The sequence below is a fragment of the Lysobacter humi (ex Lee et al. 2017) genome (assembly GCF_054781815.1).
In genome coordinates, this window is the sequence record NZ_BAAGTR010000001.1 from 440910 (window position 1) to 460826 (window position 19917).

The 19917-nt window shown below is 72.6% G+C and carries 16 protein-coding genes and 1 pseudogene; 9 read left to right on the forward strand and 8 right to left on the reverse strand.

Going from position 1 to position 19917, the window contains the following annotated elements:
• Positions 1–43: 43 nt before the first annotated feature.
• Entirely contained in the window at positions 44–763 is a 720-nt protein-coding gene (locus ACYVJJ_RS02000) for a DUF4124 domain-containing protein (protein ID WP_460830673.1), read from the forward strand.
• On the forward strand, positions 760–1452 hold the full coding sequence (locus tag ACYVJJ_RS02005) for a DUF4124 domain-containing protein (protein WP_460830675.1): 693 nt from the start codon (positions 760–762) through the stop codon (positions 1450–1452). Before ACYVJJ_RS02000 ends, ACYVJJ_RS02005 begins: the two co-directional genes overlap by 4 nt.
• Before the next feature lie 441 nt (positions 1453–1893).
• Here the strand turns inward: ACYVJJ_RS02005 and ACYVJJ_RS02010 are convergent, their stop codons facing one another.
• Positions 1894–3984: a transglycosylase domain-containing protein gene (locus ACYVJJ_RS02010; protein WP_460830676.1), complete on the reverse strand. Its 2091-nt coding sequence runs from the start codon at positions 3982–3984 to the stop codon at positions 1894–1896.
• A gap of 244 nt (positions 3985–4228) precedes the next feature.
• Between ACYVJJ_RS02010 and ACYVJJ_RS02015 the strand changes: the two genes are divergently transcribed.
• Positions 4229–4477, forward strand: a complete 249-nt coding sequence (locus ACYVJJ_RS02015) for a KGG domain-containing protein (protein ID WP_460830677.1) — start codon at positions 4229–4231, stop codon at positions 4475–4477.
• A gap of 56 nt (positions 4478–4533) precedes the next feature.
• On the opposite strand, the gene ACYVJJ_RS02020 is transcribed toward ACYVJJ_RS02015, so the two are convergent.
• Positions 4534–5313 carry an SDR family oxidoreductase gene (locus ACYVJJ_RS02020; protein ID WP_460830679.1) on the reverse strand — a complete coding sequence of 260 codons (780 nt, stop codon included), beginning with the start codon at positions 5311–5313 and terminating at the stop codon, positions 4534–4536.
• 68 nt (positions 5314–5381) lie between these two features.
• Between ACYVJJ_RS02020 and ACYVJJ_RS02025 the strand changes: the two genes are divergently transcribed.
• Positions 5382–5618: a hypothetical protein gene (locus tag ACYVJJ_RS02025; protein WP_460830680.1), complete on the forward strand. Its 237-nt coding sequence runs from the start codon at positions 5382–5384 to the stop codon at positions 5616–5618.
• 12 nt (positions 5619–5630) lie between these two features.
• Here the strand turns inward: ACYVJJ_RS02025 and ACYVJJ_RS02030 are convergent, their stop codons facing one another.
• The 4 genes from ACYVJJ_RS02030 to ACYVJJ_RS02045 all read right to left on the reverse strand — a co-directional run bounded on the left by ACYVJJ_RS02030 (position 5631) and on the right by ACYVJJ_RS02045 (position 12626).
• The gene (locus tag ACYVJJ_RS02030; protein WP_460830682.1) at positions 5631–6032 is read right to left on the reverse strand and encodes a response regulator; all 402 of its coding nucleotides are present in this window, start codon (positions 6030–6032) and stop codon (positions 5631–5633) included.
• 133 nt (positions 6033–6165) lie between these two features.
• Positions 6166–9171 (reverse strand): ATP-binding protein, encoded by a 3006-nt coding sequence (locus tag ACYVJJ_RS02035; protein WP_460830683.1) that lies wholly within the window; start codon positions 9169–9171, stop codon positions 6166–6168.
• 115 nt (positions 9172–9286) lie between these two features.
• Complete coding sequence (gene sppA, locus ACYVJJ_RS02040; RefSeq protein WP_460830685.1) at positions 9287–11179, reverse strand: signal peptide peptidase SppA; 1893 nt, start codon at positions 11177–11179, stop codon at positions 9287–9289.
• Positions 11180–11231: 52 nt separating this feature from the next.
• Positions 11232–12626, reverse strand: coding sequence for an MATE family efflux transporter (locus ACYVJJ_RS02045; protein ID WP_460830686.1), 1395 nt, complete (start codon positions 12624–12626; stop codon positions 11232–11234).
• A 131-nt stretch (positions 12627–12757) separates the two neighbouring features.
• Between ACYVJJ_RS02045 and ACYVJJ_RS02050 the strand changes: the two are divergent.
• Together ACYVJJ_RS02050 and ACYVJJ_RS02055 are read left to right on the forward strand one after the other, a co-directional pair.
• Positions 12758–13034, forward strand: a pseudogene (locus ACYVJJ_RS02050) (DUF3667 domain-containing protein); the annotation flags it as partial.
• 954 nt (positions 13035–13988) lie between these two features.
• Positions 13989–14297: a DUF4286 family protein gene (locus ACYVJJ_RS02055; protein WP_460830688.1), complete on the forward strand. Its 309-nt coding sequence runs from the start codon at positions 13989–13991 to the stop codon at positions 14295–14297.
• Here ACYVJJ_RS02055 and ACYVJJ_RS02060 read toward each other — a convergent pair whose 3' ends face one another.
• On the reverse strand, positions 14298–14924 hold the full coding sequence (locus ACYVJJ_RS02060) for a DUF3106 domain-containing protein (RefSeq protein ID WP_460830689.1): 627 nt from the start codon (positions 14922–14924) through the stop codon (positions 14298–14300).
• On the reverse strand, positions 14914–15828 hold the full coding sequence (locus ACYVJJ_RS02065; RefSeq protein WP_460830690.1) for a hypothetical protein: 915 nt from the start codon (positions 15826–15828) through the stop codon (positions 14914–14916). Before ACYVJJ_RS02065 ends, ACYVJJ_RS02060 begins: the two co-directional genes overlap by 11 nt.
• A gap of 441 nt (positions 15829–16269) precedes the next feature.
• Between ACYVJJ_RS02065 and ACYVJJ_RS02070 the strand changes: the two genes are divergently transcribed.
• The 3 genes from ACYVJJ_RS02070 to ACYVJJ_RS02080 all read left to right on the forward strand — a co-directional run bounded on the left by ACYVJJ_RS02070 (position 16270) and on the right by ACYVJJ_RS02080 (position 19915).
• Positions 16270–18474 (forward strand): primosomal protein N', encoded by a 2205-nt coding sequence (locus ACYVJJ_RS02070; protein WP_460830692.1) that lies wholly within the window; start codon positions 16270–16272, stop codon positions 18472–18474.
• A gap of 54 nt (positions 18475–18528) precedes the next feature.
• Positions 18529–19071, forward strand: coding sequence for a hypothetical protein (locus tag ACYVJJ_RS02075; RefSeq protein ID WP_460830693.1), 543 nt, complete (start codon positions 18529–18531; stop codon positions 19069–19071).
• A gap of 214 nt (positions 19072–19285) precedes the next feature.
• Positions 19286–19915 (forward strand): hypothetical protein, encoded by a 630-nt coding sequence (locus ACYVJJ_RS02080; protein ID WP_460830694.1) that lies wholly within the window; start codon positions 19286–19288, stop codon positions 19913–19915.
• Positions 19916–19917: the final 2 nt, after the last annotated feature.

Consider the following 19917-nt stretch of genomic DNA (forward strand, 5'->3'; position numbering starts at 1 on the left):
CCCTTCGCTTCACCGTCGCCGGCGGCGGGCGCAAGATGCGGCCATGCCCGCCCGTCCCGCCCTCGCGCTCGCCGCCGCGCTCGCGGCTTCCGCCGTGCCGCAGGCTGCCGCCGCGCCCACGGCACCCCCGCAGGTCACGATCTACCGCTGCACCGATGCCACGGGCCGCCTGAGCCTGCGCGACTCGCCCTGCCGCAAGGGCGAGCGGCAGGAGGTGCGCTCGATGCTCCGCCCGACCGACGCGCCGCTGCAGCGCCGCGTCTCGACGAGCGCACCGCGCACCGCGCCGGCCGCTGCCGTGGCGCCCACCCGCGTGATCGTGGTGGCGACCGCGCGCCCGGTCTACGAATGCACCGCACCCGACGGCGCGCGCTACCTGAGCGAGACGCCCGAGGGCCACCCGCGCTGGGTGCAGGGCTGGGTGCCGGCGTACGGGTACTCGACGGTCGTCGCGCCGGTGCCGGGCGACTACGCCGCGCGGCTCGAATACCGCGGCAGCCACGGCGGCGTGCGCATCGACAGCGGGCGGCGCGTCCGCGGGCCCGGCACCGTGATCGCGATGCCGTATGCCTACCCCGCGGCCGGAGCCTGGGTGCGCGATCCGTGCGCCGCGCTGCCGCAGGGCGAGGTCTGCGTACGCCTGCGCGATCGACGCGACGCGCTCGATCGGCGCTACTACAGCGCGCTGCAGGGCGAGCGCGACGCCATCCTGCGCGAGGAGCGCGGGATCGACGCCCGCCTCGCCCAGGAGTGCGGCGCATGAGCCGCCTGCGCCTCGGCCTGCTCGTGCTGGTGCTCGCGCTGCCGGCCGCGGCCGCGCAGGACCTCGTGATCTATCGCTGCGTGGCGCCCGACGGGCAGGTGCTCCTGCAGAACACCGCGCGCTGTCCGAAGGGCATGCGCCAGGAACGTCGCGTGGTCGAGCGGCCGGCGACGCCACCGGTGCCCGCGCGCGCCGCGCCGGCGCTGCCGCGGCCTGCCACGGGTACCGTGGTCGCCGTGCCCGCGTCGCGACCCGGCGCCGCGGACGCGGCCGGCGCCGCAGCGACGGCCATCCCCGGCACGGCGCCTGCCATCCCTGCGACCACCTCCACCGGCATGGGCGCGGTGCCCACCGTCGACGCCACCGCCCCCACCCGACCGGTGCCGGCACTGATGGCCTGCCGGACGCGCGAGGGCGAGAGCTACTTCAGCGACGAGGCCGTGCCGTCGCGCTGCGTGCCGATGCGTACCGTGGGCCTCGACGGGCGCACGGCAACCGCCGCCGAAGCCTGTGAGCGCGTCTTCGACGACTGCCAGCCGGTCGCCGATACCGCGCGCTGCACGGCCTGGGCCGACTACCGCCGCCAAGCCGAGGGCGTGGCGACCTTCCAGCCCGACAATGCGGCCACCGCGCGCGAGGTGCTGGCGCGGATCGACACCGCGCTCGCCGGGACGCCCTGCGCGCGTTGAGCTTGCGGAGCGGGTCGACCGGTCGACGGCGTCGCGTCACGCGACCGCCGGACACATGGAAGCTGCGCGACCCCGCGACGCGAACGATGGGGCGTCGCGACGAGGCCGTCCTTGTCGAACGACGTGCCGCCGGATGACGCGGCGTGCGTGGGCCGGCCGCGCTACACCACGGTCCAACGGGTTCGACGGTTGATCGACGCCGCCTCGACGCGGCCTTCCAGGACTACGCCGCAGTGCATCTTCGGCAGGCGCCGGTCCGGCGCGCCGGTAAGGACCGCCGACGCGCCCCACCAACGTCAGCCGTACCCCATGCGACACCCCAAGCCCGTGGCTTGCGCATCGCGCGGGCCTGGCGCGGGCCGGAATGCGGCCCTTGGCGCGTCACCGCGTGGCGGACGCCCGGCGCGCGCGCATGCGCCTGCGCGATGCGATCGCGCCGCGTCACGCCCCCTGTTCGCCCTCGTCCTCCGGCGGTGGCTCGCCCTCGTCCTCCGGCGGCGGCTCCGTTTCGGGCTCCGGCACCGGGATCGGCACCGGGTCGACGGCGACCGGCGGCGGCTCGGGTGCGGGCTCGGGGACAGGCACCAGCTCGCCCTCCTCCTCCGGCAGCGCCGGGTCGCCGACCGGGATCTCGGCACCGGGCACCGGCGCGTAGCCGGAGTCGTCGGGCATCGGATAGACGTCGCCGGGCACCGGGGCGGGCATCGCGACGACGGGCGCGAACTCGCCGCGCGGACGCTCCAGACGCGTCGCCCGGGTCGACATGCGCACCGCGTCGTCCATGAAGTCGCGCCACATCTGCGCGGGCAGGCCGCCGCCGGTCACGCGCTTCATCGGCCGGCCGTCGTCGTTGCCGACCCAGACGCCGACGACGAGGTCGCCCGCCATGCCGACGAACAGCGCGTCGCGGTAGTCCTGCGTGGTGCCGGTCTTGCCGAACGTGGGCATGCGCAGGCGGGCGGCGCGGCCGGTGCCGCGGTCGACCACCTCCCACAGCATGTCGAGCAGCATCGCGCGGTGGCGGTGGTCGAGCGGCTGCATCGGACGGGTCGCCGGCGCGCCGAGCAGGCCGTGCGGGGTCACCGGGGCGATCCCCGACGCCACGCCCGCATACGCCGCAGTGAGCTCGAGCAGGGTGACCTCCGAGGTGCCGAGCGCGATGGTCGCGTCGTCGGACAGCTCGCTCTCGATGCCGAGGTCGCGCGCGGCGCGCACGATCTCGCCGGGACCGACCTGCTGGGCGATGCGCGCGGCCACCACGTTGCTCGACTTGGCGAGCGCCGCGCGCAGGCTGATCGCGCCGTCGTACTTGCCGTCGTAGTTCTCGGGGCTCCAGTCGCCGATGGTGACCGGGCGGTCGTCGACCATCGTCTCCGGCGTGGCGCCCGCGCGCAGCGCGGCGAGCGCGGTGAACAGCTTGAAGGCCGAGCCCGGCTGGCGCTTGGCCTGGGTGACCCGGTCGTACTGGCTCGACTTGTAATCACGCCCGCCGACGTGGGCGAGGATCTCGCCATTCGGCCGCATCGCCACGAGCGCGGCCTGGCTCACGTCGAGCCGGCGGCCCTCGGTGGCGAGCCAGCGCGTGACCACGCGATTGGCGAGCTGCTGCATGCGGCGGTCGAGCGTGGTCTGCACGCGGATCTCGCCGTAGTCGGCATCGAACGCGGCCTTCGCCTGCGGCGAGACCCAGTCGGCGAACCAGCTGCCGACCATGCGCGCGCGGCGGTTGCCGTGGATCCTGGGCTCGCGGGCCTTCTTCGCCTCGGCCTCGGTGATGAAGCCGGCATCCACCATCGCCGCGAGCACGACCTTCGCGCGAGCCTGCGCGGCCTTGAGGTCGTTGGTGGGGGCGAGCGCCGAGGGCGCCTTGATCATGCCGGCGAGCATCGCCGACTCGCCCAGGGACAGCTTCTCCGGCTCCTTGTCGAAGTAGTGCTTCGACGCCGCGCGCAGGCCATAGACGCCGTCGCCGAAATAGATCGAGCTGAGGTAGCGCGACAGGATCTCGTCCTTCTCCAGCCGCGCATCGAGCCAGAGCGCGATGAGCGCCTCGCGGATCTTGCGACGGAAGGTGCGCTCGGGCTCGAGGAAGGCGGTCTTGGCGAGCTGCTGCGTGATCGTGCTGCCGCCCTCCTTCACGCCACCGGCCTTCGCATTGCGCACCGCGGCGCGCGCGATGCCGCGCGGATCCACGCCGACGTGGCCGTAGAAGCGCCGGTCCTCGATCGCGATCACCGCCTGGGCGACGTGCTCGGGCAGGTTGGCGACGTCGACGGGCGCCTCCTTCAGCGCACCGCGGCGTGCGAACACCGCGCCATGGCGGTCGACCAGCACGAGCGTGGGATCGGGCAGTGGCTCGAGCGCGCGGTTGAGCGGGAGCTTCCACGTCGCCCACGCGAGCATCGCGAGGAACAGCGCGAGCAGCACGAGCACGCCGCGCAGGAGGAAGGCGCGGCGTGAAGGCGTGTCGGTGGGCGTCGACGGCGTGGCGGGCTCGTCGTCGAGCTCGTTGTCGAAGGGGGTCTTGAGCATGGGCGACGGTGTAGCACCGCGTCCGTGAGGACCGCAGCGAAGCCTTGTCCGCGGCGGCACGACGCTAAACCAGCTGAATCGCGTTAGGCCGCCTTTCACCATGTCGAAGCCGGCGGCTAACAGCCGCACGCCTAGGATCGATCCCGACTCGAGGCCGACGGCATCCGCGGCCTCGAGTCACCTCCGCACTCCACCGACTTCACCCCACATCAGGCGAGAGACATCGCAGATAAGGAGCTTGGACATGGCGAGCAACAACGAAGGCAGCAATGGCGGTCGCAGCAATCGCGGTTTCGCGGCGATGGATCCGAACGAGCAGCGTGCGATCGCCCGCAAGGGCGGCGAAGCCGTGAGCCAGGACCGCGAGCACATGGCGGCGATCGGCCGCAAGGGTGGCGAGGCCTCGGGCGGCGGCAACCGCGGCGGCAACAACCAGGGCGGCAACCAGGGCGGTCGCGGTGGCAGCCAGGGCGGTCGCGGCGGCAACGAGTAAGCGCAGCACGAGAGCCGAGAAAAGCGCCCCCCGGGGGCGCTTTTCCTTTTCAGGCGCTAGAAGCCGTAGCGCAGGAAGCCGCCGTCCACCGCGATGCACTCGCCGGTGATGTAGGACGAGGCCGGCAGGCACAGGAACGCGACCGCCGCGGCGACCTCCTCGGGCTCGCCCACCCGGCCCATCGGCGTGCGCAGCAGCACGTCGTCGAGGTAGTCGGCGTCGGCAAGCTTGGTCGACGTTCGCCGCGTGCGGATGTACCAGGGTGCGACCGAATTCACGCGAATGCCGTCCTCGGCCCATTCGACCGCGAGGTTGCGGGTCATCTGGTGCAGCGCGGCCTTCGCCATGCCGTAGGGCGCCCCGGTGCGCACGTGGGTGAGCCCCGAGACGCTGCCGACGTTCACGATGCAGGCGCCGGGATGACGCACCAGCAGCGGATGCGCGTAGCGCGCGAGCTCGAACGCCGAGAACAGGTTGACCTCGAAGACCTGCCGCCACTCGTCCTCGGCGTAGTCGGTGGCCGGACGGCTGAGGTTGCCGCCCGCGTTGTTGATCAGCAGGTCGAGCTGGCCCTCGCTCTGGTCCTCGACCCAGTCCAGCAGCTCGCGGCGCTGCTCGTCGACGCCGACGTCCGCCGTGAAGGCCATCACCAGGCGGTCGGGAAATTCGTCGGCGAGCTCGAGCCGCGCCGACTCCAGCGCATCGGGCTCGCGCGCGGCGAGCATGACGTCGGCGCCGAAGCCGAGCAGTTCGCGGGCGATCGCGCGGCCGATGCCGGCGCTGCCCCCGGTCACCAGCGCCAGGCGGCCGTCGAGTCTCCAGCGTCGATCGTCCATGCGTCCTCCGGTCGGGGGCGTAGCATAGCCGTGCACGGACGGCCCCCGTCCGCGTGGAGATCGCCGCGATGACCCGTCTGCTCGCCTTCGCCCTCCTCGTCGCCCTCGCCGGCTGCTCGCGCCCGACGGCGCCCGATACCGACAAACCCGTCGAGCCGCAGTCCGCGACACGGGCCGACGACCTGCAGCGCGCGATCGATGCCCCGCTCGACAAGGCCCGCGATGCGCGCGCCGCGCTGGATGCGGCCGCGGCGGCACGCGCTCGGGCCGCGGAGGCCCTCGACGCCACCGATCCCGCGAACTGACCGGCTTCAGCCCTACGCGAGCGTGCGCTCGCCGCCGTCGCCGTCGCGACAGCCGCGCGCGATGCCGAGCAGTGCATCGATCGCCGCGGGCTTGCGCAGCACGCGGCAGCCGTAGCGCGACTTGAGGTCCTTCGCCGTGCCTGCGTCGACGTTCGCGCTCAGCACGGCGACCTCGACGTCGCGTCCTGCATCGCGATCGCGCAGCTCGCGCAGGAATTCCCAGCCGTCCATCACCGGCATCGAGAGGTCGAGCAGGATCAGGCACGGCGGCGCCTCGGCCGCCTCGAGCGTGCGCAGCGCGTCGGCGCCGTTGCCGGCGAGCCGGACGTCGAAGCCTTCCAGCTCGAAGAGCGTGCGGAAGGTGTCGCGGATGTCCGGATTGTCCTCGACGATGAGGATCGCGTTGTTGCCCATATGCCTGCGCAGCGTTGGCTTGCCGACACTGTCGGCGCCGCCGGCCGTGCCGCGCGTGAAACCGGGCCGTCTCGCGCGGCGATCGCGGCCCCGCGTTCAGTGGCCGAATACGTTTGCCCGCGACGGGTGAGCGTCAGTGTCCGCGGGGCAGCAGCGCGAGCAGCGCCTGGGGATCGACCGGCTTGGTGAGGTGGTGGTCGAAGCCGGCGTCGCGGGCACGGTCGCGATCCTCCTCGCGGCCCCAGCCGGTGAGGGCGACCAGGCGCATCCCGGCCCCGCCGGGCCGTGCGCGCAGCCGCGCGGCGAGCTCGTAGCCGCTCATGCCGGGCAGGCCGATGTCGAGGAAAGCGATGTCCGGCTCGAACCCGTCGAGATGCGCGAGGGCCGCCGGCCCGTCGCCGGCGCAGCGCACCGCGTGGCCGTCGAAGCCGAGCAGCGTCGCGAGCGTCTGCGCGGCATCCTCGTTGTCGTCCACCACCAGCACGCGCTGCGCACGGCCCGCCGGCCGTTCTGCGGTCGCGTCGGCCGGCGCCGGCCCCGACGCCATCGCCGGGACGAGCGGCAGCTCCATCACGAGGCTTGCGCCCTGGCCCGGGCCTGCGCTCTCGGCACGGAGGTGTCCGCCGTGCAGCTCGACGAGGCGGCGCGAGAGGGTCAGGCCGATGCCCAGCCCGCCGGGGCCCTGCGGGCCGCCGCCGCGCACGAACATCTCGAAGATCGATTCGAGCTGCTCCGGCGCGATGCCGATGCCGGTGTCTTCCACGGCGAGCAGCAGGCGATCGCCCGCGGCGCGCGCGACGAGCCGCACCTCGCCGCCGCGCGGCGTGAACTTGGCGGCGTTGTTGAGCAGGTTGGTGAGCACCTGCGCGATGCGCGTGTCGTCCACGCGCAGGTGCACCGGCGCGTCGGGCAGCTCGACGTGCAACCGCAGCCCGGCCGCCTCCACCAGTGGCCGGCTCGCCTCCACGGCACCCGCGACCACCGTCGCCAGCGCCACGTCGCGCACCTGCAGCGTGATCGCGTCACGCGTGACCCGCGACAGATCGAGCAGGTCGTCGATCAGGCGGACCATGTGGCCGAGCTGGCGTTGCATGATGCGGCGCGCACGCTCGGCGACATCGGCATCGGGCGCCGCCTCCAGCAACGCGAGGCCGGTGCGGATCGGGGCGAGCGGATTGCGCAGCTCGTGCGCGAGCGTGGCGAGGAACTCGTCCTTGCGCCGGTGCTCGAGCTGCAGCTGGCGCAGCAGCCGCGCATTGTCCACCGCGCTCGCGGCACGCCGCGCCAGATCCATCGCCAGCTCGACGTCGGCCTCGCGGTAGCGGCGCCCGCTCTCGGCCATCACCAGCGTGATCGCGCCGAAGGTCACGCCGCGCGCGGTGAGCGGCACCACGATGTAGGCCCGCAGGCCGAGCCCGCGCAGGATCTCGAGGTGGCGCGCGTCGTGTGCGGCCTGCACGAGCATCTCGTCGGTGATCTCGGCGCCCCACTGCGGCTCGCCGCCGTCGATCACCGCCCAGGCGCCGCCCTGCCCGCGGCGCGGCGGATAGCGCTCGTGCAGCTCGTGCGCCAGCGCGCGGCGCTCGGCATCGCCGTGGTGCACCGAAACGCGCTCGAGCTCGCCGCGCTCGCTGATCAGGTCCACCGCGTACCAGTCGGCGAGCTGCGGGACGAGCACGGTAGCGAGGTCGGCGAGCGTGGTCTCGTAATCGAGCGACGCGCCGAGCACGCGGCCGGCGTCCGCGAGCATGCGCGTCGCGGCCTCGGCCTCGCGGCGCCCCGTCACCTCGACGGTGACGCCGAGCATCTTCGACGGCGCGCCGTCGTCGCCGTCCTGCACGTGCCCGCGGGTCTGCACCCAGCGATCGGTGCCGCGCAGGCGGAACTCGAGCAGCTCCAGCCGCCTCGACTCCAGCGCCTGCGCGGCGCTCGCCTGCACGGCGGGCAGGTCGGCCGCGTCGATCAGTGCGAGGAAGTCGTCGGCATGACCGACGTGGATGCCGTAGAACTCGACCGCATTGGCGGAGCACTCGATGATCCCCGTGGCGAGGTCCCACTCCCACGTGCACATGCCGCCCGCGGCGAGCGCGCGCTGCAGGCGGTCCTCGCTGGCCTCGGCACGCTGCTGCGCGCGGCGGGCCTCGGTGATGTCCTCGTGGACGAGCACCACCTCGCGGATCTCGCCGGCCTCGTCGCGCACGGGATAGGCGAAGCCCTTCACCCAGCGCACGGGATCGGCGCCGTGATCGCGCCCGGGCACGGTCACCCGTGGGTCGTAGCGGACCTCCGGCAGCGCCGCGGGCTCGCCCGCGAAGGCGCGCCGCAGCAGCGGCGTGATACCCGCGGCGTCGAGCTGCGGGTCGGCGAGTACGCTGTAGCCATTGAGGTCGGCGAGCGTGAGGCCCCAGAGGGCTTCCCAGGCGCCATTGACCCCGATCGTGTGGCCGTCGGGCGCCAGGCGCTGCGTCGACAGCGGCGACTGCTCGGTGATCGCGCGGAAGCGCTGTTCGGAGATGCGCAGCTCGGCCTCGACGCGCGCGCGCCGCTCGATCTCGTCCTGCGCGCGCCGGTAGAGCCGCGCGTTCTCGACCGCGAGCGCCGCCCGGCGCGCGAGTTCCTCGGCGAGCGCGCGCTCGTCGTCGCCGTAGCGGCGCTCGGTGTCGGTGATGCCGAGGCTCAGCACGCCGATGGTCTCGCCACGCACGCGCATGGGCACGGCAAGGTGCGAGCGCACGTCGAGTGCGTCGATGAGGGCGGCGTGCGCGGCATCGACCGTGTGGTTGCGGACCACCGCAGGATCGACGTTCACCAGCAGCTCGGTTCGGCCCGACGCGAGCACGCGGGCCGCCGGTGCCGGCGAGCCGCGTCGTGCCGGATAGCGCTCGGCGAGCTCGGTGAGTACCTGCGCCTTGGCCGGCAGCGCATGCGCCGTGGCCACGCGCACGAGGTCGCCGTCCTCGACGATGTCGACGATGCACATGTCGCCGAGTTCCGACACCGCGAGCCGCGCCACCTGCTGGAGCGTCTGCGCGTAGTCCAGCGATCCCGCCAGCACCTCGCCGGCCCGCGCCAGGAAGGCGAGGCGGAGCAGCGCGCGGTCACCGGCCAGTGCCGGCTCGGCGGGGACATCGGAGGCCATGGGCAATGCCGGAACGGGGTGGCGCACTATAGCCAGCGGCCGTGCACGCCGCGCTCACGTCGTGCAATGCGACACGGGCGGCCGAAGCCGCCCGTGTCCCCCCGCACCGCCGGGCTCAGAGCCCGCAGAAGCAGTAGGCGATCGCCTTGACCGGCGCGCCGCGGCGCTCGCGCACCACGCGCTCGAGGAAGGCCGCGTCGCGCGCGGCCTGCGGGGCCACGCGCGCGATGAGCGCGCGCGCCGTCTCCGACTCGCGCAGCAGCGCGCCGCCGGCGCGGCTCTCGACCATGCCGGTGAACCAGCGCTCGAAGGGCGTCGGCATCTTCTCGATGTAGCGCACGCGGTAGTCACCGCGCTTGCCGAGCTTCGCGCGCGAAGCGGCGTCGTCGAGCGCGGCCTGCAGGCCGCCCATCGCGTCGACCAAGCCATGCGCCTTCGCCTGGGCGCCGCTCCAGACGCGGCCCTGGGCCACCGCGTCGATCTGCGCGACGCTGCGCCCACGTGCCTGCGCCACGCGACCGGTGAAGTCGCGATAGCCCTTCTCGATCACCGACTGGATCACGCTGCCGACCTGCGGGTCGAGCGGACGGGTGAGGTCGAAGGCGCCGGCGAACGGCGTGGTGCCGACGCCGTCGGTATGCACGCCGATCTTGCCGAGCGCGCGGTCGAAGGTGGGAATCACGCCGAAGATGCCGATCGAGCCGGTGATCGTCGACGGATCGGCGTAGATGCGGTCGGCATTCATCGCGATCCAGTAGCCGCCGGAGGCGGCGACGTCGCCCATCGAGACCACCACCGGGCGACCCTCGCGCTTCAGCGCCTCCACCTCGCGGCGGATCTGCTCGGACGCGAAGACCTCGCCACCCGGCGAGTTCACGCGCAGCACGACCGCGGCGACGTCCTCGTTCTCGCGCGCCTCGCGCAGCAGCGCGGACGTCGAATCGCCACCCACGCGGCCCGGGGGCTGGTCGCCGCCGGTGATCTCGCCCTCGGCGACGATCACCGCCACGTGCTTGCCCGAGGCGACGCCGGCGAGGCCCTCGTCGAGGTGCGCGATGTAGTCCTCGAGCGAGATCTGGCGGAAGCCGCCCTCGGCGTCCTCGTCCTTCGCGCCGCGCGCGGCGAGCAGGTCCCAGACCTGTTCGCGCGTCTTCAGGCCGTCGACGAGCTTCTGCTGCAGCGCGAGCCTTGCGAGGTCGCCCTGTGCGGCGAGTACGTTCGCGGGCAGCGCGTTCACCTGCGCCGACAGCTGCGCCGGTGCGAGCTTGCGCGCACGCGCCACGTCGCCGAGGTAGCGCTGCCAGACGTCGTTCATCCAGAACAGGTCGGCTTCCTTCGCGGCCGGCGAGGCCGCGTCGAGCACGTAGGGCTCCGCCGCGGACTTGTACGTGCCGACCTTGAACAGGTGCACGTCCACGCCGAGCTTGTCCTGCAGGCCTTCACGGAAGTACTGGCGGTAGCGGCCGAGGCCCTCGAGCATCATCACGCCGAGCGGGTCGAGGTAGACCTCGTTCGCCTGCGAGGCGAGCAGGTACTGCTTCTGCTCCATCTGCTCGGAATACGCGATCACCTGCTTGCCGCTCGCGCGCAGGCGGCCGATCGCCTCGGCGACTTCGCGCAGCGAGGCCATGCCGCCGGCCTGCAGGTCGTCGACGTGCAGGAAGACGCGCTCGATGCGGCGGTCGGTGCGCGCGGCCTCGAGCGCGCGCAGCACGTCGCGCAGCTGCAATTCACCGCCGTCGCCGCCGAGCGCCTTGTTCAGCGCGCGCGACATCGGGTCGGTGGTGTACTGCTCGACGAGCGCGCCCTGCGGCGCGATCACCAGCGTGGTGCGGTCGACAAGGGGTCGCGCGTTGCCGCCGAGGATCGCCGCCAGGAACAGCATCCCGAACAGGAACAGCAGGCCGAAGAAGAAGACGTTGACGATCAGCCGGCGCGTGAAGTTCATCACGTCCCACAGGCCGACGAAGAAGCTCGCGATGGGGCCGCGACGGGTCGGGGGGTTCATTCAGGGAATCTCGATCAGGTCGGTACAGGGTACCGGGCGTCGCGCGGGGCGGTCATGCGCCAGAGGTCACCGGGCCCGACGGCAGGCGGGCGGCCGCGCTCGATCGCAGGAAGCGGCCGCCCAGCAGCACCGCGGCGACCACCAGCCCCGCGATCAGGCCGATCCACATGCCGCGCGGACCCATCGCCGGCAGACCGCCCCAGCCGAAGCCGAGCGCGCAACCGAGCGGCATGCCGACGCCCCAGTAGGCGAAGGCCGCCAGCAGCATCGGCATGCGGGTATCGCGCAGGCCGCGCAGCGCACCGGCCGAGAGCACCTGGATGCCGTCCGGGAACTGGAAGGCCGCCGCGAAGAGCAGCAGGCTCGCCGCGAGCGTCGCCACCGCGGCGTCGCGCGTGTACAGCGCGACGATCCCGTCGTTCGCGCCGAGCAGCACGATCGCGGACACCAGCTGCGTGGCGAGCACGATCGCGTAGCCGGCGAACGCCGCACGCCGCACGCCGCCGGCATCGCCGCGGCCGAGCGCATGGCCGACGCGCACGGTGGTGGCCTCGGCGACGCCCATCGGCACCATGAAGCACAGGCTCGCGACGTTGATCGCGATCTGGTGCGCCGCCGCCGGCACCGTGCCGAGCCGGCCGATCAGCAGCGCGGTGACGATGAACAGCGAGCCCTCCATCAGGATCGTCACGCCGATCGGCAGGCCGGTGGCCAGCAGGCTGCGTTGCACGTGCCACGACGGCGCCTCGAAGCGCTCGAACAGGCGCAGGTCGCGCATGCGCCCGGACCGCGCGAGCACGGCCGCGAACGCGATCGCCTGCGCCCAGAGCATCAGTGACGAGGCCAGCCCGAGCCCGCCCGCGCCCATTTCCGGCAGGCCGAACTCCCCGAAGGTGAGGATCCAGCCCATCGGCAGCAGCACGAGCAGGCCGCCGGCACCGAGCACCATCGTCGGCAGCGTCCAGTGCAGGCCTTCGGCGAGGTAGCGCATGCAGAAGTACAGGGTGAGCGCCGGCACGCCCCAGCGGATGCCGTGCAGGAACGCGGTCGCGCCGGGGACGATGCCGGGCGCGATGCCCATCGCCTCGAGCGCGTAGGGCACCACGCTGAGGAAGGCGAACATCGCCAGGCCGAGCACCAGCGCGAGCCACAGCGCCTGGCGGAACAGCGGGCCGATCGCCTGGCGCCGGCCCGCGCCGTCGAGCCGCGAGACCGACGGCGGCAACGCCATCAGCGTACCCATCGGCACCATCATCGGCAGCCAGAACAGCGCGGTGCCCACCGCGACCGCCGCGAGCGTCGCGGTGCCGTGCTGGCCGGCGATCGCGCTGTCGATGGTGCCGATCAGGCCCGTCGACACGTGCCCGGCCACCAGCGGGGCGGCAAGCCACGCGGTGCGGCGGATCTCGTGCGGGAGTCGGGGCTGCGGCATCGACGCGACGGCCATGCGGCGCGCCATCGTAGGCCGGCGCCGGTGCGGCCGCCACCTCGCGACGGCCCGTATCGCGCCGGGCCGTCGCGTGATGCAATGCGCATCGCCACCGCGACCGGGGATCCGCGATGACCGCCACCGACCTGCCCGCCACCTGCGAGAACTGCGAGGCCGCGCTGCAGGGCCCGTACTGCCACGCCTGCGGCCAGCATGCGGCCAATCCGCTGCGCCACTTCGCCCATGCGGTCGAGGAAGTCTTCGAATCCTTCTGGCACCTCGACGGCCGCGTGTTCCGCACCCTGCGCGACCTGTTCGTGCCCGGCCGCGTGGCCTGCAATTACCTCGCCGGCCAGCGCGTGCGCTACATCGCGCCGCTGCGCCTGTTCGTGATCCTCACGCTGATCACGTTCTTCGTCGGGCGGCTGATGGCGGGTAGCGTCGAGACCGCGCCGGTGAAGGACGTCGACGTGCAGCTGGGCACCGCGGAGGACGAGACCCGGCGCTTCGCCAAGGCCGGCACCGCGGCCGAGGTGGAGGCCATCATGAAGCGCGAGCTGGCCGACATCGCCAAGGCGCGCCGCGAGACCGCCGGCATGCCCTTCATGGGCACCGCGCTGGATACCGCCGAGGCCGAGGTTCGCCGTGGCGCGGCAGAGCGGCTGCGCGCACTGGGCGTGTCCGCAGCGGTTGTCGCGGAACGCACGACCGCCACTGCCCCCGTCGAGGGTGCCGTCGCACGCCGCGCCACGGGCACGCCCGCGCCACCTGCGAAGCGCACGGCCGAGACGGGCGTCGACGGGCTGCTGCAGATGCTCGACAGCGCACGCCTGCGCGATCCGGCCAAGCCCTGGCACGAGAAGGACAATCCGGCCGACGTGAGCTGGCTGCCCGCCTTCGGCGATCGCTGGTTCAACCATCGCCTCGCGAACATGCAGGCCAACATCGAGCGCCTGGAGAACGGCGGCGGCGCGCAGCTGCTCGGCCAGTACATGCTCGCCGCCGTGCCGTCGGCGCTGTTCCTGCTGGTGCCGGTGTTCGCGCTGCTGCTGCGGGTGTTGTACCCGCGCTCGCGCTGGGGTTACCTCGAGCACCTCGTCGTCGCGCTCTACAGTCACTGCTACCTGCTGGTGACGCTCGGGCTCACGTTCGCGCTGGTGATGCTCACGGAGGTCTCCGGCGTCTTCGGCGTGCCCATCTTCCTTCTCTGGGTGTGGGCGCCGGTGTACCTGTTCCTGATGCAGCGCCGGGTGTACGGGCAGCACTGGCTCGCCACGGTCGCGAAGTTCGTCGTGATCGGTATCGCCTACCAGTTCCTGATCGGCCTCGGCGCGTTCTACAGCGCCTTCGCCGGCCTCAGCAGCGGGCTCTGAAGACGCCATGCACGTCTACGAAGTCGACATCGAGATCGACGCGGCGATCGAGGCGGACTACCTCGCCTGGCTGCGCCCGCACATCGCCGAGATCGTCGCGCTGCCGGGCTTCACCGGGGCGACCCTGCACGCGGTGCTCGAGCCTGCGCCGGCCTCCGCGTGCCGGCGCTACTGCGTGCAGTACCGCCTGGTCGACGCCGCCGCGCTCGAGGCCTACCTGCGAGACCACGCGCCGCGCCTGCGCGCCGACGGCATCGCGCGATTCGGCGAACGCATGCGCGCGACGCGCCGGGTGATGCAGGCGCTCGACGCCTGACTAGCGCTCCAGGCGCGCCTGCAGCCAGCCGTCGCGCGCGGCGTCCGCCGTGGAGACCAGCTCGCGGCGCAGGCGGTCGCGCTCGTGCGGCGGCGTGCGCCAGACCAGCACGGCGAGGTCGGCGCGCTGGATCGGCGTCATCGCGCGCAGCACGCGCAGCAGGCCCGCGTGCTCGGCCACGGGCACCTGCGCGAGCAGCGGCTGCAGGCGCGCATAGTCATGGCCCAGCGACGGCCCGAGCCACCATCCTGCCTGCGTCACCGGTTCCAGTTGCGCGAAGCGCTCGCGCAGGAGCTGCCGGGCGCCGGGGTCGAGACGTGCGTAACGCATCGCGGCCGCGTCCACCTGCGCGCGCTCGAATGCCGGCAGGCGCATGTACGCGGCCCAGGCCGCGCGGCGTCGCTGCTTTTCGGCCGGTGGCCGCGCATCCCAGGCGTCCATGCGTGTGGCGAAGTCGCGGCGTTGCGTCGTGCCCCACTGCCGCCACAGCTGCGCCTGCCGTGCGAGCTTGTCGCGCAGCTCCGGCTGCAGCAGCGGCAGTACGCGGCGGAAGTCACCCGGCACCGGCATGGCGAGCAGGCCGGTGGTGACGAGCAGCAGCGCGGCGGCGACGAGCCTACGGCGCACCGGACGACTCCGCGCCATCGGCCGCGACGGGGTGCGATGCATCCGGCTCGGCATGCCCCGTCGCCGGTATCGGCGCGCCAGCGGCGAGCCAGCTGTAGAACGCGGCATCCGCGGCGATGCGCTCGGCCGCGGGGTCGGCGAGCAGCGCGAAGTCGGGATGCGAGGCGATGGCGGCGTCGCGATCGAACCGCGAGGCCGGTCGCCCCGCCGGTCCGAGCGCCGCGACGCTGATTCCGGGATCGCGGCCGGTGCGCTCGAGCACGTACGTGCCGCCCAGCGCGATCGCGGTCATCGCCGCGGCGATCGCAGGCGCGCGCCAGCCCGCGCGGGGCGCGGCGGTGGGCGTCGGAAAGAAACGGGCCGCCGGGCCGGCGAGCGCGGCCTCGCGCATGCGCATCAGCCGCAGCGCGCGGTCGGTCGGCAGGTCGCGGATGCGCTGCTGCACCTGCGCCTGCAACGCCGCCCAGGCCGCGGGATCGATCCCGCCCTCGGCACAGGCGAGCGCCTTGAGCACCCCGCGGCGCAGCTGCGCCGGATCGACGCCGAGCACGGCCGCGGCGTCGCCCTCGTCCAGCCCCGCGGCCAGCCGCAGCAGCAGCGCGGCGCGCAGCGGCGGCGCGCAGGCCGGCATGAAGTCCGGCGGACGCGCATGGCGCGCTCGCCGCAGCGCCGGCTGCTGGAGCAGCGCCGACCAGAACAGGCGCGGCCAGTCGGCGAGCGTCGCGACGAGCGCCTCGCCACGGAAGGCCGCCATCGCGCGCGTGAGCGCGGCATCGCCGAGCGTGGGGTCGCCGGCCTGCAGCTCGGCCAGCACCGCCGCCCGCCGCTCGACGCCACGCAGGAAGGCGGCGAGCGCCGCAGGCGCAGCGAGGTCGGCAGAGGTGGATTCGTACGGCTCGGGCATCACCCGATGATAGCGACGCCGATCACAGCGGCCCGTGGCGGCGTAGGCCCGCGACGGCGCGCCGGCCCCTTGACATCAGGCCGGCGTGGAGCTCCTCCAGCATTGGTGCGGCCCGAGCGGCCGCAGCACTTGCCCACAGCGGTCATCCGCCTGTCATTCGCAGCCCCTGCGACCCCATTGCCGTAATTTGACAACGGTGTTCCACACCCAAGCTATTGATCCGTCAACGATTATCCGGCGTGGTGATTTTTTCGCCAACAGCGGCGGGGCTGCATCCGAGCGGGTTTCGGCGCCTGCGCACCGCGGCCATTCACAGACTTATCCACACATCATGTGGATAAGGCGGGAACCCCAGCCGTGGCAATCACTTACGTACGATTCATGATCGTCGACACAGCTATCGCGGCCAACTGCGCCGGCCGCGCGGCCTAGACTCCGCCGATGCCCGATCCTGCGCCGCCACTGCCCGCTTCGAGCGAGACCGTCTGGAAGGTCGCGATCGGCGGGCTGCCGCTGCCCCGGCTGTTCGACTACCGCCCGCCCCAAGGCCCGGCGATGGCGAGCGACGTCGGCTGCCGCGTGCGCGTGCCCTTCGGCCCGCGCGAGCGCGTCGGCCTCGTCGCGGCCGTGGGCCCGGCGGACGAGGGCACCGAGGCGAAGGCCGCCCTCGAGCGCATCGACACGACACCGCTCCTGCAGGGCGAACTCTGGGAGTCGCTCCGCTGGCTCGCCCACTACACGCACGAGCCCTTCGGCGAGGTGGTGGCCACGGCGCTGCCGACGCTGCTGCGCCACGGGGAGCCGCTGCCGGCGACCGATCGCCTCGGCTGGCGCCTGTCGGCCGCCGGGGCCGACGGGCTCGCGAAGCTGCGCCCCGGCCGGCCGCGCCGCCTCGCCGAGCAGCTCGCGGCGGCCCCGCGGGCGGAGGACGAGCTCGACAGCCTGTTCGACGACTGGCGCCCCGCGCTGCGTCGCCTCGCCGAGCGCGGACTGGTCGAGCAGGTCGTCTTCGACGCCCCGGCCACGCCGGCCCAGCCGGGTCCTACACCGAACGACGAGCAGCGCGCCGCGATCGATGCGATCACCGGCGCGGACGGGTTCGCCGCCGTCCTGCTCGACGGCGTCACCGGCAGCGGCAAGACCGAGGTCTACCTGCACGCGATCGCGGACTGCCTCGCGCGCGGCAGGCAGGCGCTGGTGCTGGTGCCGGAGATCGGCCTCACCCCGCAGACCCTCGCGCGCTTCCGCGCGCGACTGGGCGTGCCCGTCTACGCCCTGCACTCGGGCCTGTCCGACGGCGAGCGCGCGCGCACGTGGGCGGCCTGCATGCGCGGGCAGGCACGCGTCGTGGTCGGCACGCGCAGCGCCGTCTTCCTGCCGCTGCCGGACGCCGGGCTGATCGTCGTCGACGAGGAACACGACGGCAGCTACAAGCAGCTCGACGGCATCCGCTACCACGCGCGCGACTTCGCGCTCTACCGCGGCCATGCGCTCGGCGTGCCGGTGGTGCTCGGCAGCGCGACGCCTTCGATGGAATCGCTGCGCAATGCGCGCAGCGGGCGCTATGCCCACCTGCGCCTGCGCAAGCGCGCCGGCGTCGCGCGTCCGCCTACCGTGCGCGTCGTCGACGTGCGCAAGCGCCCGCTCGACGGCGGACTGTCGCCGGAGATGGTCGACACGATCGGCCACACGCTCGAAGGCGGCGGCCAGGTGCTCGTGTTCAAGAACCGTCGCGGCTATGCGCCGGTGCTGCTCTGCCACGACTGCGGCTGGACCGCCGAGTGTGCCCGCTGCGATGCGTCGATGACCGTGCATGCGAAGGGCCGACGCCTGCAGTGCCACCACTGCGGCGCCGCGCGGCGCGCGCCGGACGCGTGCCCCTCGTGCGGTGGCCTCGGCCTGCAGCCACAGGGCGCGGGTACCGAGAAGCTCGAGGAGATGCTCGCCGCACGCTTCCCGCAGGTGCCGGTGGTGCGCATCGACAAGGGCACCACGCGCAATCGCGATGCACTCGCGGGCCATCTGGAAACGCTCGGCGACGGCCCCGGCATCCTCGTCGGCACGCAGATGCTCGCCAAGGGCCACGACCTGCCGGGGCTCACGCTCGTCGCGGTGGTGGGCATCGACGAAGGCCTGTTCTCGGCCGATTTCCGCGCGCCCGAGAAACTCGCGCAGCTGCTCGTGCAGGTCTCGGGGCGCGCCGGACGCGCCGAGAAGCCGGGCGACGTGCTGCTACAGACGCATCATCCCGAGCATCCCCTGCTGCACACGCTGCTGCAGGGCGGCTATCCCCGCTTCGCCGACGAGGAGCTCGCGCTGCGCGAGCAGGTCGGCTTCCCGCCGTTCGCGCACATGGCGATGTTCCGCGCCGAGGCACGTGACATGGACGTCGCCAACGCCTTCCTGATCGCCGCACGCGCCGAGCTCGAGGCGACGTCGCCCGGGATGCTGCTCAAGTCCAGCGGCCCGCTGCCCGCCCCGATGCCGCGACGCGCCGGCTTCCAGCGCGCGCAGCTCGTATTGTCCTCGAATGCGCGGCCCGCACTGCACGCCGCGCTCGATGCGGCGCTGCCGGCGATCCGCGCACTGCCGGAAGCGCGACGGGTGCGGTGGTCGCTGGATGTGGATCCGGTCGATCTGTATTAGTCTTCAGGCCGCCTGCCCTGGCATGTCCAGGGAGCGCCTTACCAAGGAGGACGAATGAGTTACGGACGACTCATGTTTTGCATGGTGCTGCTTTCGGGATGCAGTGCACCGCGATTTCCCCCAACCGAACGCTCGCCTGACGCGGTGGCCAATGCTCCCGCGTCGACGGCCGCGATGCAGGCGGGGCAGACACACGACACGCATGCACGATCCGCGGTAGATCCCTTCACGGCCTTGGCCGAACTGCCAGCGGCGAATCTCGATCAGTCGACGCCCCAAGTCTCGCAGTTCCTGGATCGGTATTTTCCGGACGCCTGCAGTCCCGACGAACGACTGGCATTCGACGCTGTCTGTCAGTACTACGGTACCAACCAAGAGGCTGATCCTTCGCCATGGCCCGAACTCGTCATCGGGGTCGATGGAGGCCGGCTCGCCAGCGTGGTGCTGATCGACCACCCGTTGCCGCTGGCCGGCTGGATGTGCAGGGATCTCCCCTTACCTGCACCGCTGCGCACATGCTTTGCGGCACATACTTCCCATGAGGATCGGGTCCTCTGGACCCAGCAGTGGACGGCATATTTCAGCGCGGCTGACTGAGCTTCCTTCGACGACCATGCATCAAGCTCGATTTTTCCTCACCCTGGTCCTCGCGGCCTGCAGCTCGCCTAGCAATGGTCCCACTGCGGGCGGGACCGTTGGCAACTCGGCTGCAATCGCCACCACCCACGTCACGGACGCACGTGATCGCCACCCGGCGCAGGAGGACCGGTCGCCTGCAGATCGCATTCCTGGCACGCCAGCTGAATCCGCTGTGGTCGAGCGGATCGCCCGCGCCGGCGATGCGACCCAAGCGCCGAGTCAAACCCCGGAACTGTGGGCCAAGGATGTCTATGCGGTCGATGGGGTCCAACATTTCACGGGGTTCGCCTATTTCCCAGGAAATCCCGAGCCGACAGCAACTGCGGTTCTCGGGCAAGTGACGTACCTCCTCTCGGCATCGAAGAGTGGAACGAAGTGGAAAGAAGTCCTCGCGGAGCCCAACATCGGCAGCATCGGCGCGCGAGGGCGGGCATATGCGGTCGACCGTGGACGTCCCGTCGTTACTGCGGCGATCGGCGCGCAGCACAGGGTCGTTGCCGTCCCTGTCGACGGAGCGATCGAGCAGGGCGTGGTTCCAAAGCTTTACGAAATTCTGGTACGCACGGCCGATGCCCGTTGGCACCACGCGGGAACCCTTGAAGCCGGTGCAGACGACAGCGCCGGCTGCGACGACGGCCACGCTTATCCGTGCGCGCCAATCAAGGGATCGATTGCATTTGCCCCGAAGCAGGGGGGGCTGCCTGACATCGTCGTGACACTCAGCGGCCGCGGCGCTCCCGGCGCGCCGCGGGAGCACTATCGTTACGACCCGCATACCCGGCAATACACCCGCCAGAACTAATT

Bases quoted from the DNA above. Each gene is read 5' to 3' on its own strand.
- ACYVJJ_RS02000 (WP_460830673.1), top strand. From the start codon at position 44: ATGCCCGCCCGTCCCGCCCTCGCGCTCGCCGCCGCGCTCGCGGCTTCC.
- ACYVJJ_RS02005 (WP_460830675.1), top strand. From the start codon at position 760: ATGAGCCGCCTGCGCCTCGGCCTGCTCGTGCTGGTGCTCGCGCTGCCG.
- ACYVJJ_RS02010 (WP_460830676.1), bottom strand. From the start codon at position 3,984: ATGCTCAAGACCCCCTTCGACAACGAGCTCGACGACGAGCCCGCCACG.
- ACYVJJ_RS02015 (WP_460830677.1), top strand. From the start codon at position 4,229: ATGGCGAGCAACAACGAAGGCAGCAATGGCGGTCGCAGCAATCGCGGT.
- ACYVJJ_RS02020 (WP_460830679.1), bottom strand. From the start codon at position 5,313: ATGGACGATCGACGCTGGAGACTCGACGGCCGCCTGGCGCTGGTGACC.
- ACYVJJ_RS02025 (WP_460830680.1), top strand. From the start codon at position 5,382: ATGACCCGTCTGCTCGCCTTCGCCCTCCTCGTCGCCCTCGCCGGCTGC.
- ACYVJJ_RS02030 (WP_460830682.1), bottom strand. From the start codon at position 6,032: ATGGGCAACAACGCGATCCTCATCGTCGAGGACAATCCGGACATCCGC.
- ACYVJJ_RS02035 (WP_460830683.1), bottom strand. From the start codon at position 9,171: ATGGCCTCCGATGTCCCCGCCGAGCCGGCACTGGCCGGTGACCGCGCG.
- sppA (WP_460830685.1), bottom strand. From the start codon at position 11,179: ATGAACCCCCCGACCCGTCGCGGCCCCATCGCGAGCTTCTTCGTCGGC.
- ACYVJJ_RS02045 (WP_460830686.1), bottom strand. From the start codon at position 12,626: ATGGCCGTCGCGTCGATGCCGCAGCCCCGACTCCCGCACGAGATCCGC.
- ACYVJJ_RS02055 (WP_460830688.1), top strand. From the start codon at position 13,989: ATGCACGTCTACGAAGTCGACATCGAGATCGACGCGGCGATCGAGGCG.
- ACYVJJ_RS02065 (WP_460830690.1), bottom strand. From the start codon at position 15,828: ATGCCCGAGCCGTACGAATCCACCTCTGCCGACCTCGCTGCGCCTGCG.
- ACYVJJ_RS02070 (WP_460830692.1), top strand. From the start codon at position 16,270: ATGCCCGATCCTGCGCCGCCACTGCCCGCTTCGAGCGAGACCGTCTGG.
- ACYVJJ_RS02075 (WP_460830693.1), top strand. From the start codon at position 18,529: ATGAGTTACGGACGACTCATGTTTTGCATGGTGCTGCTTTCGGGATGC.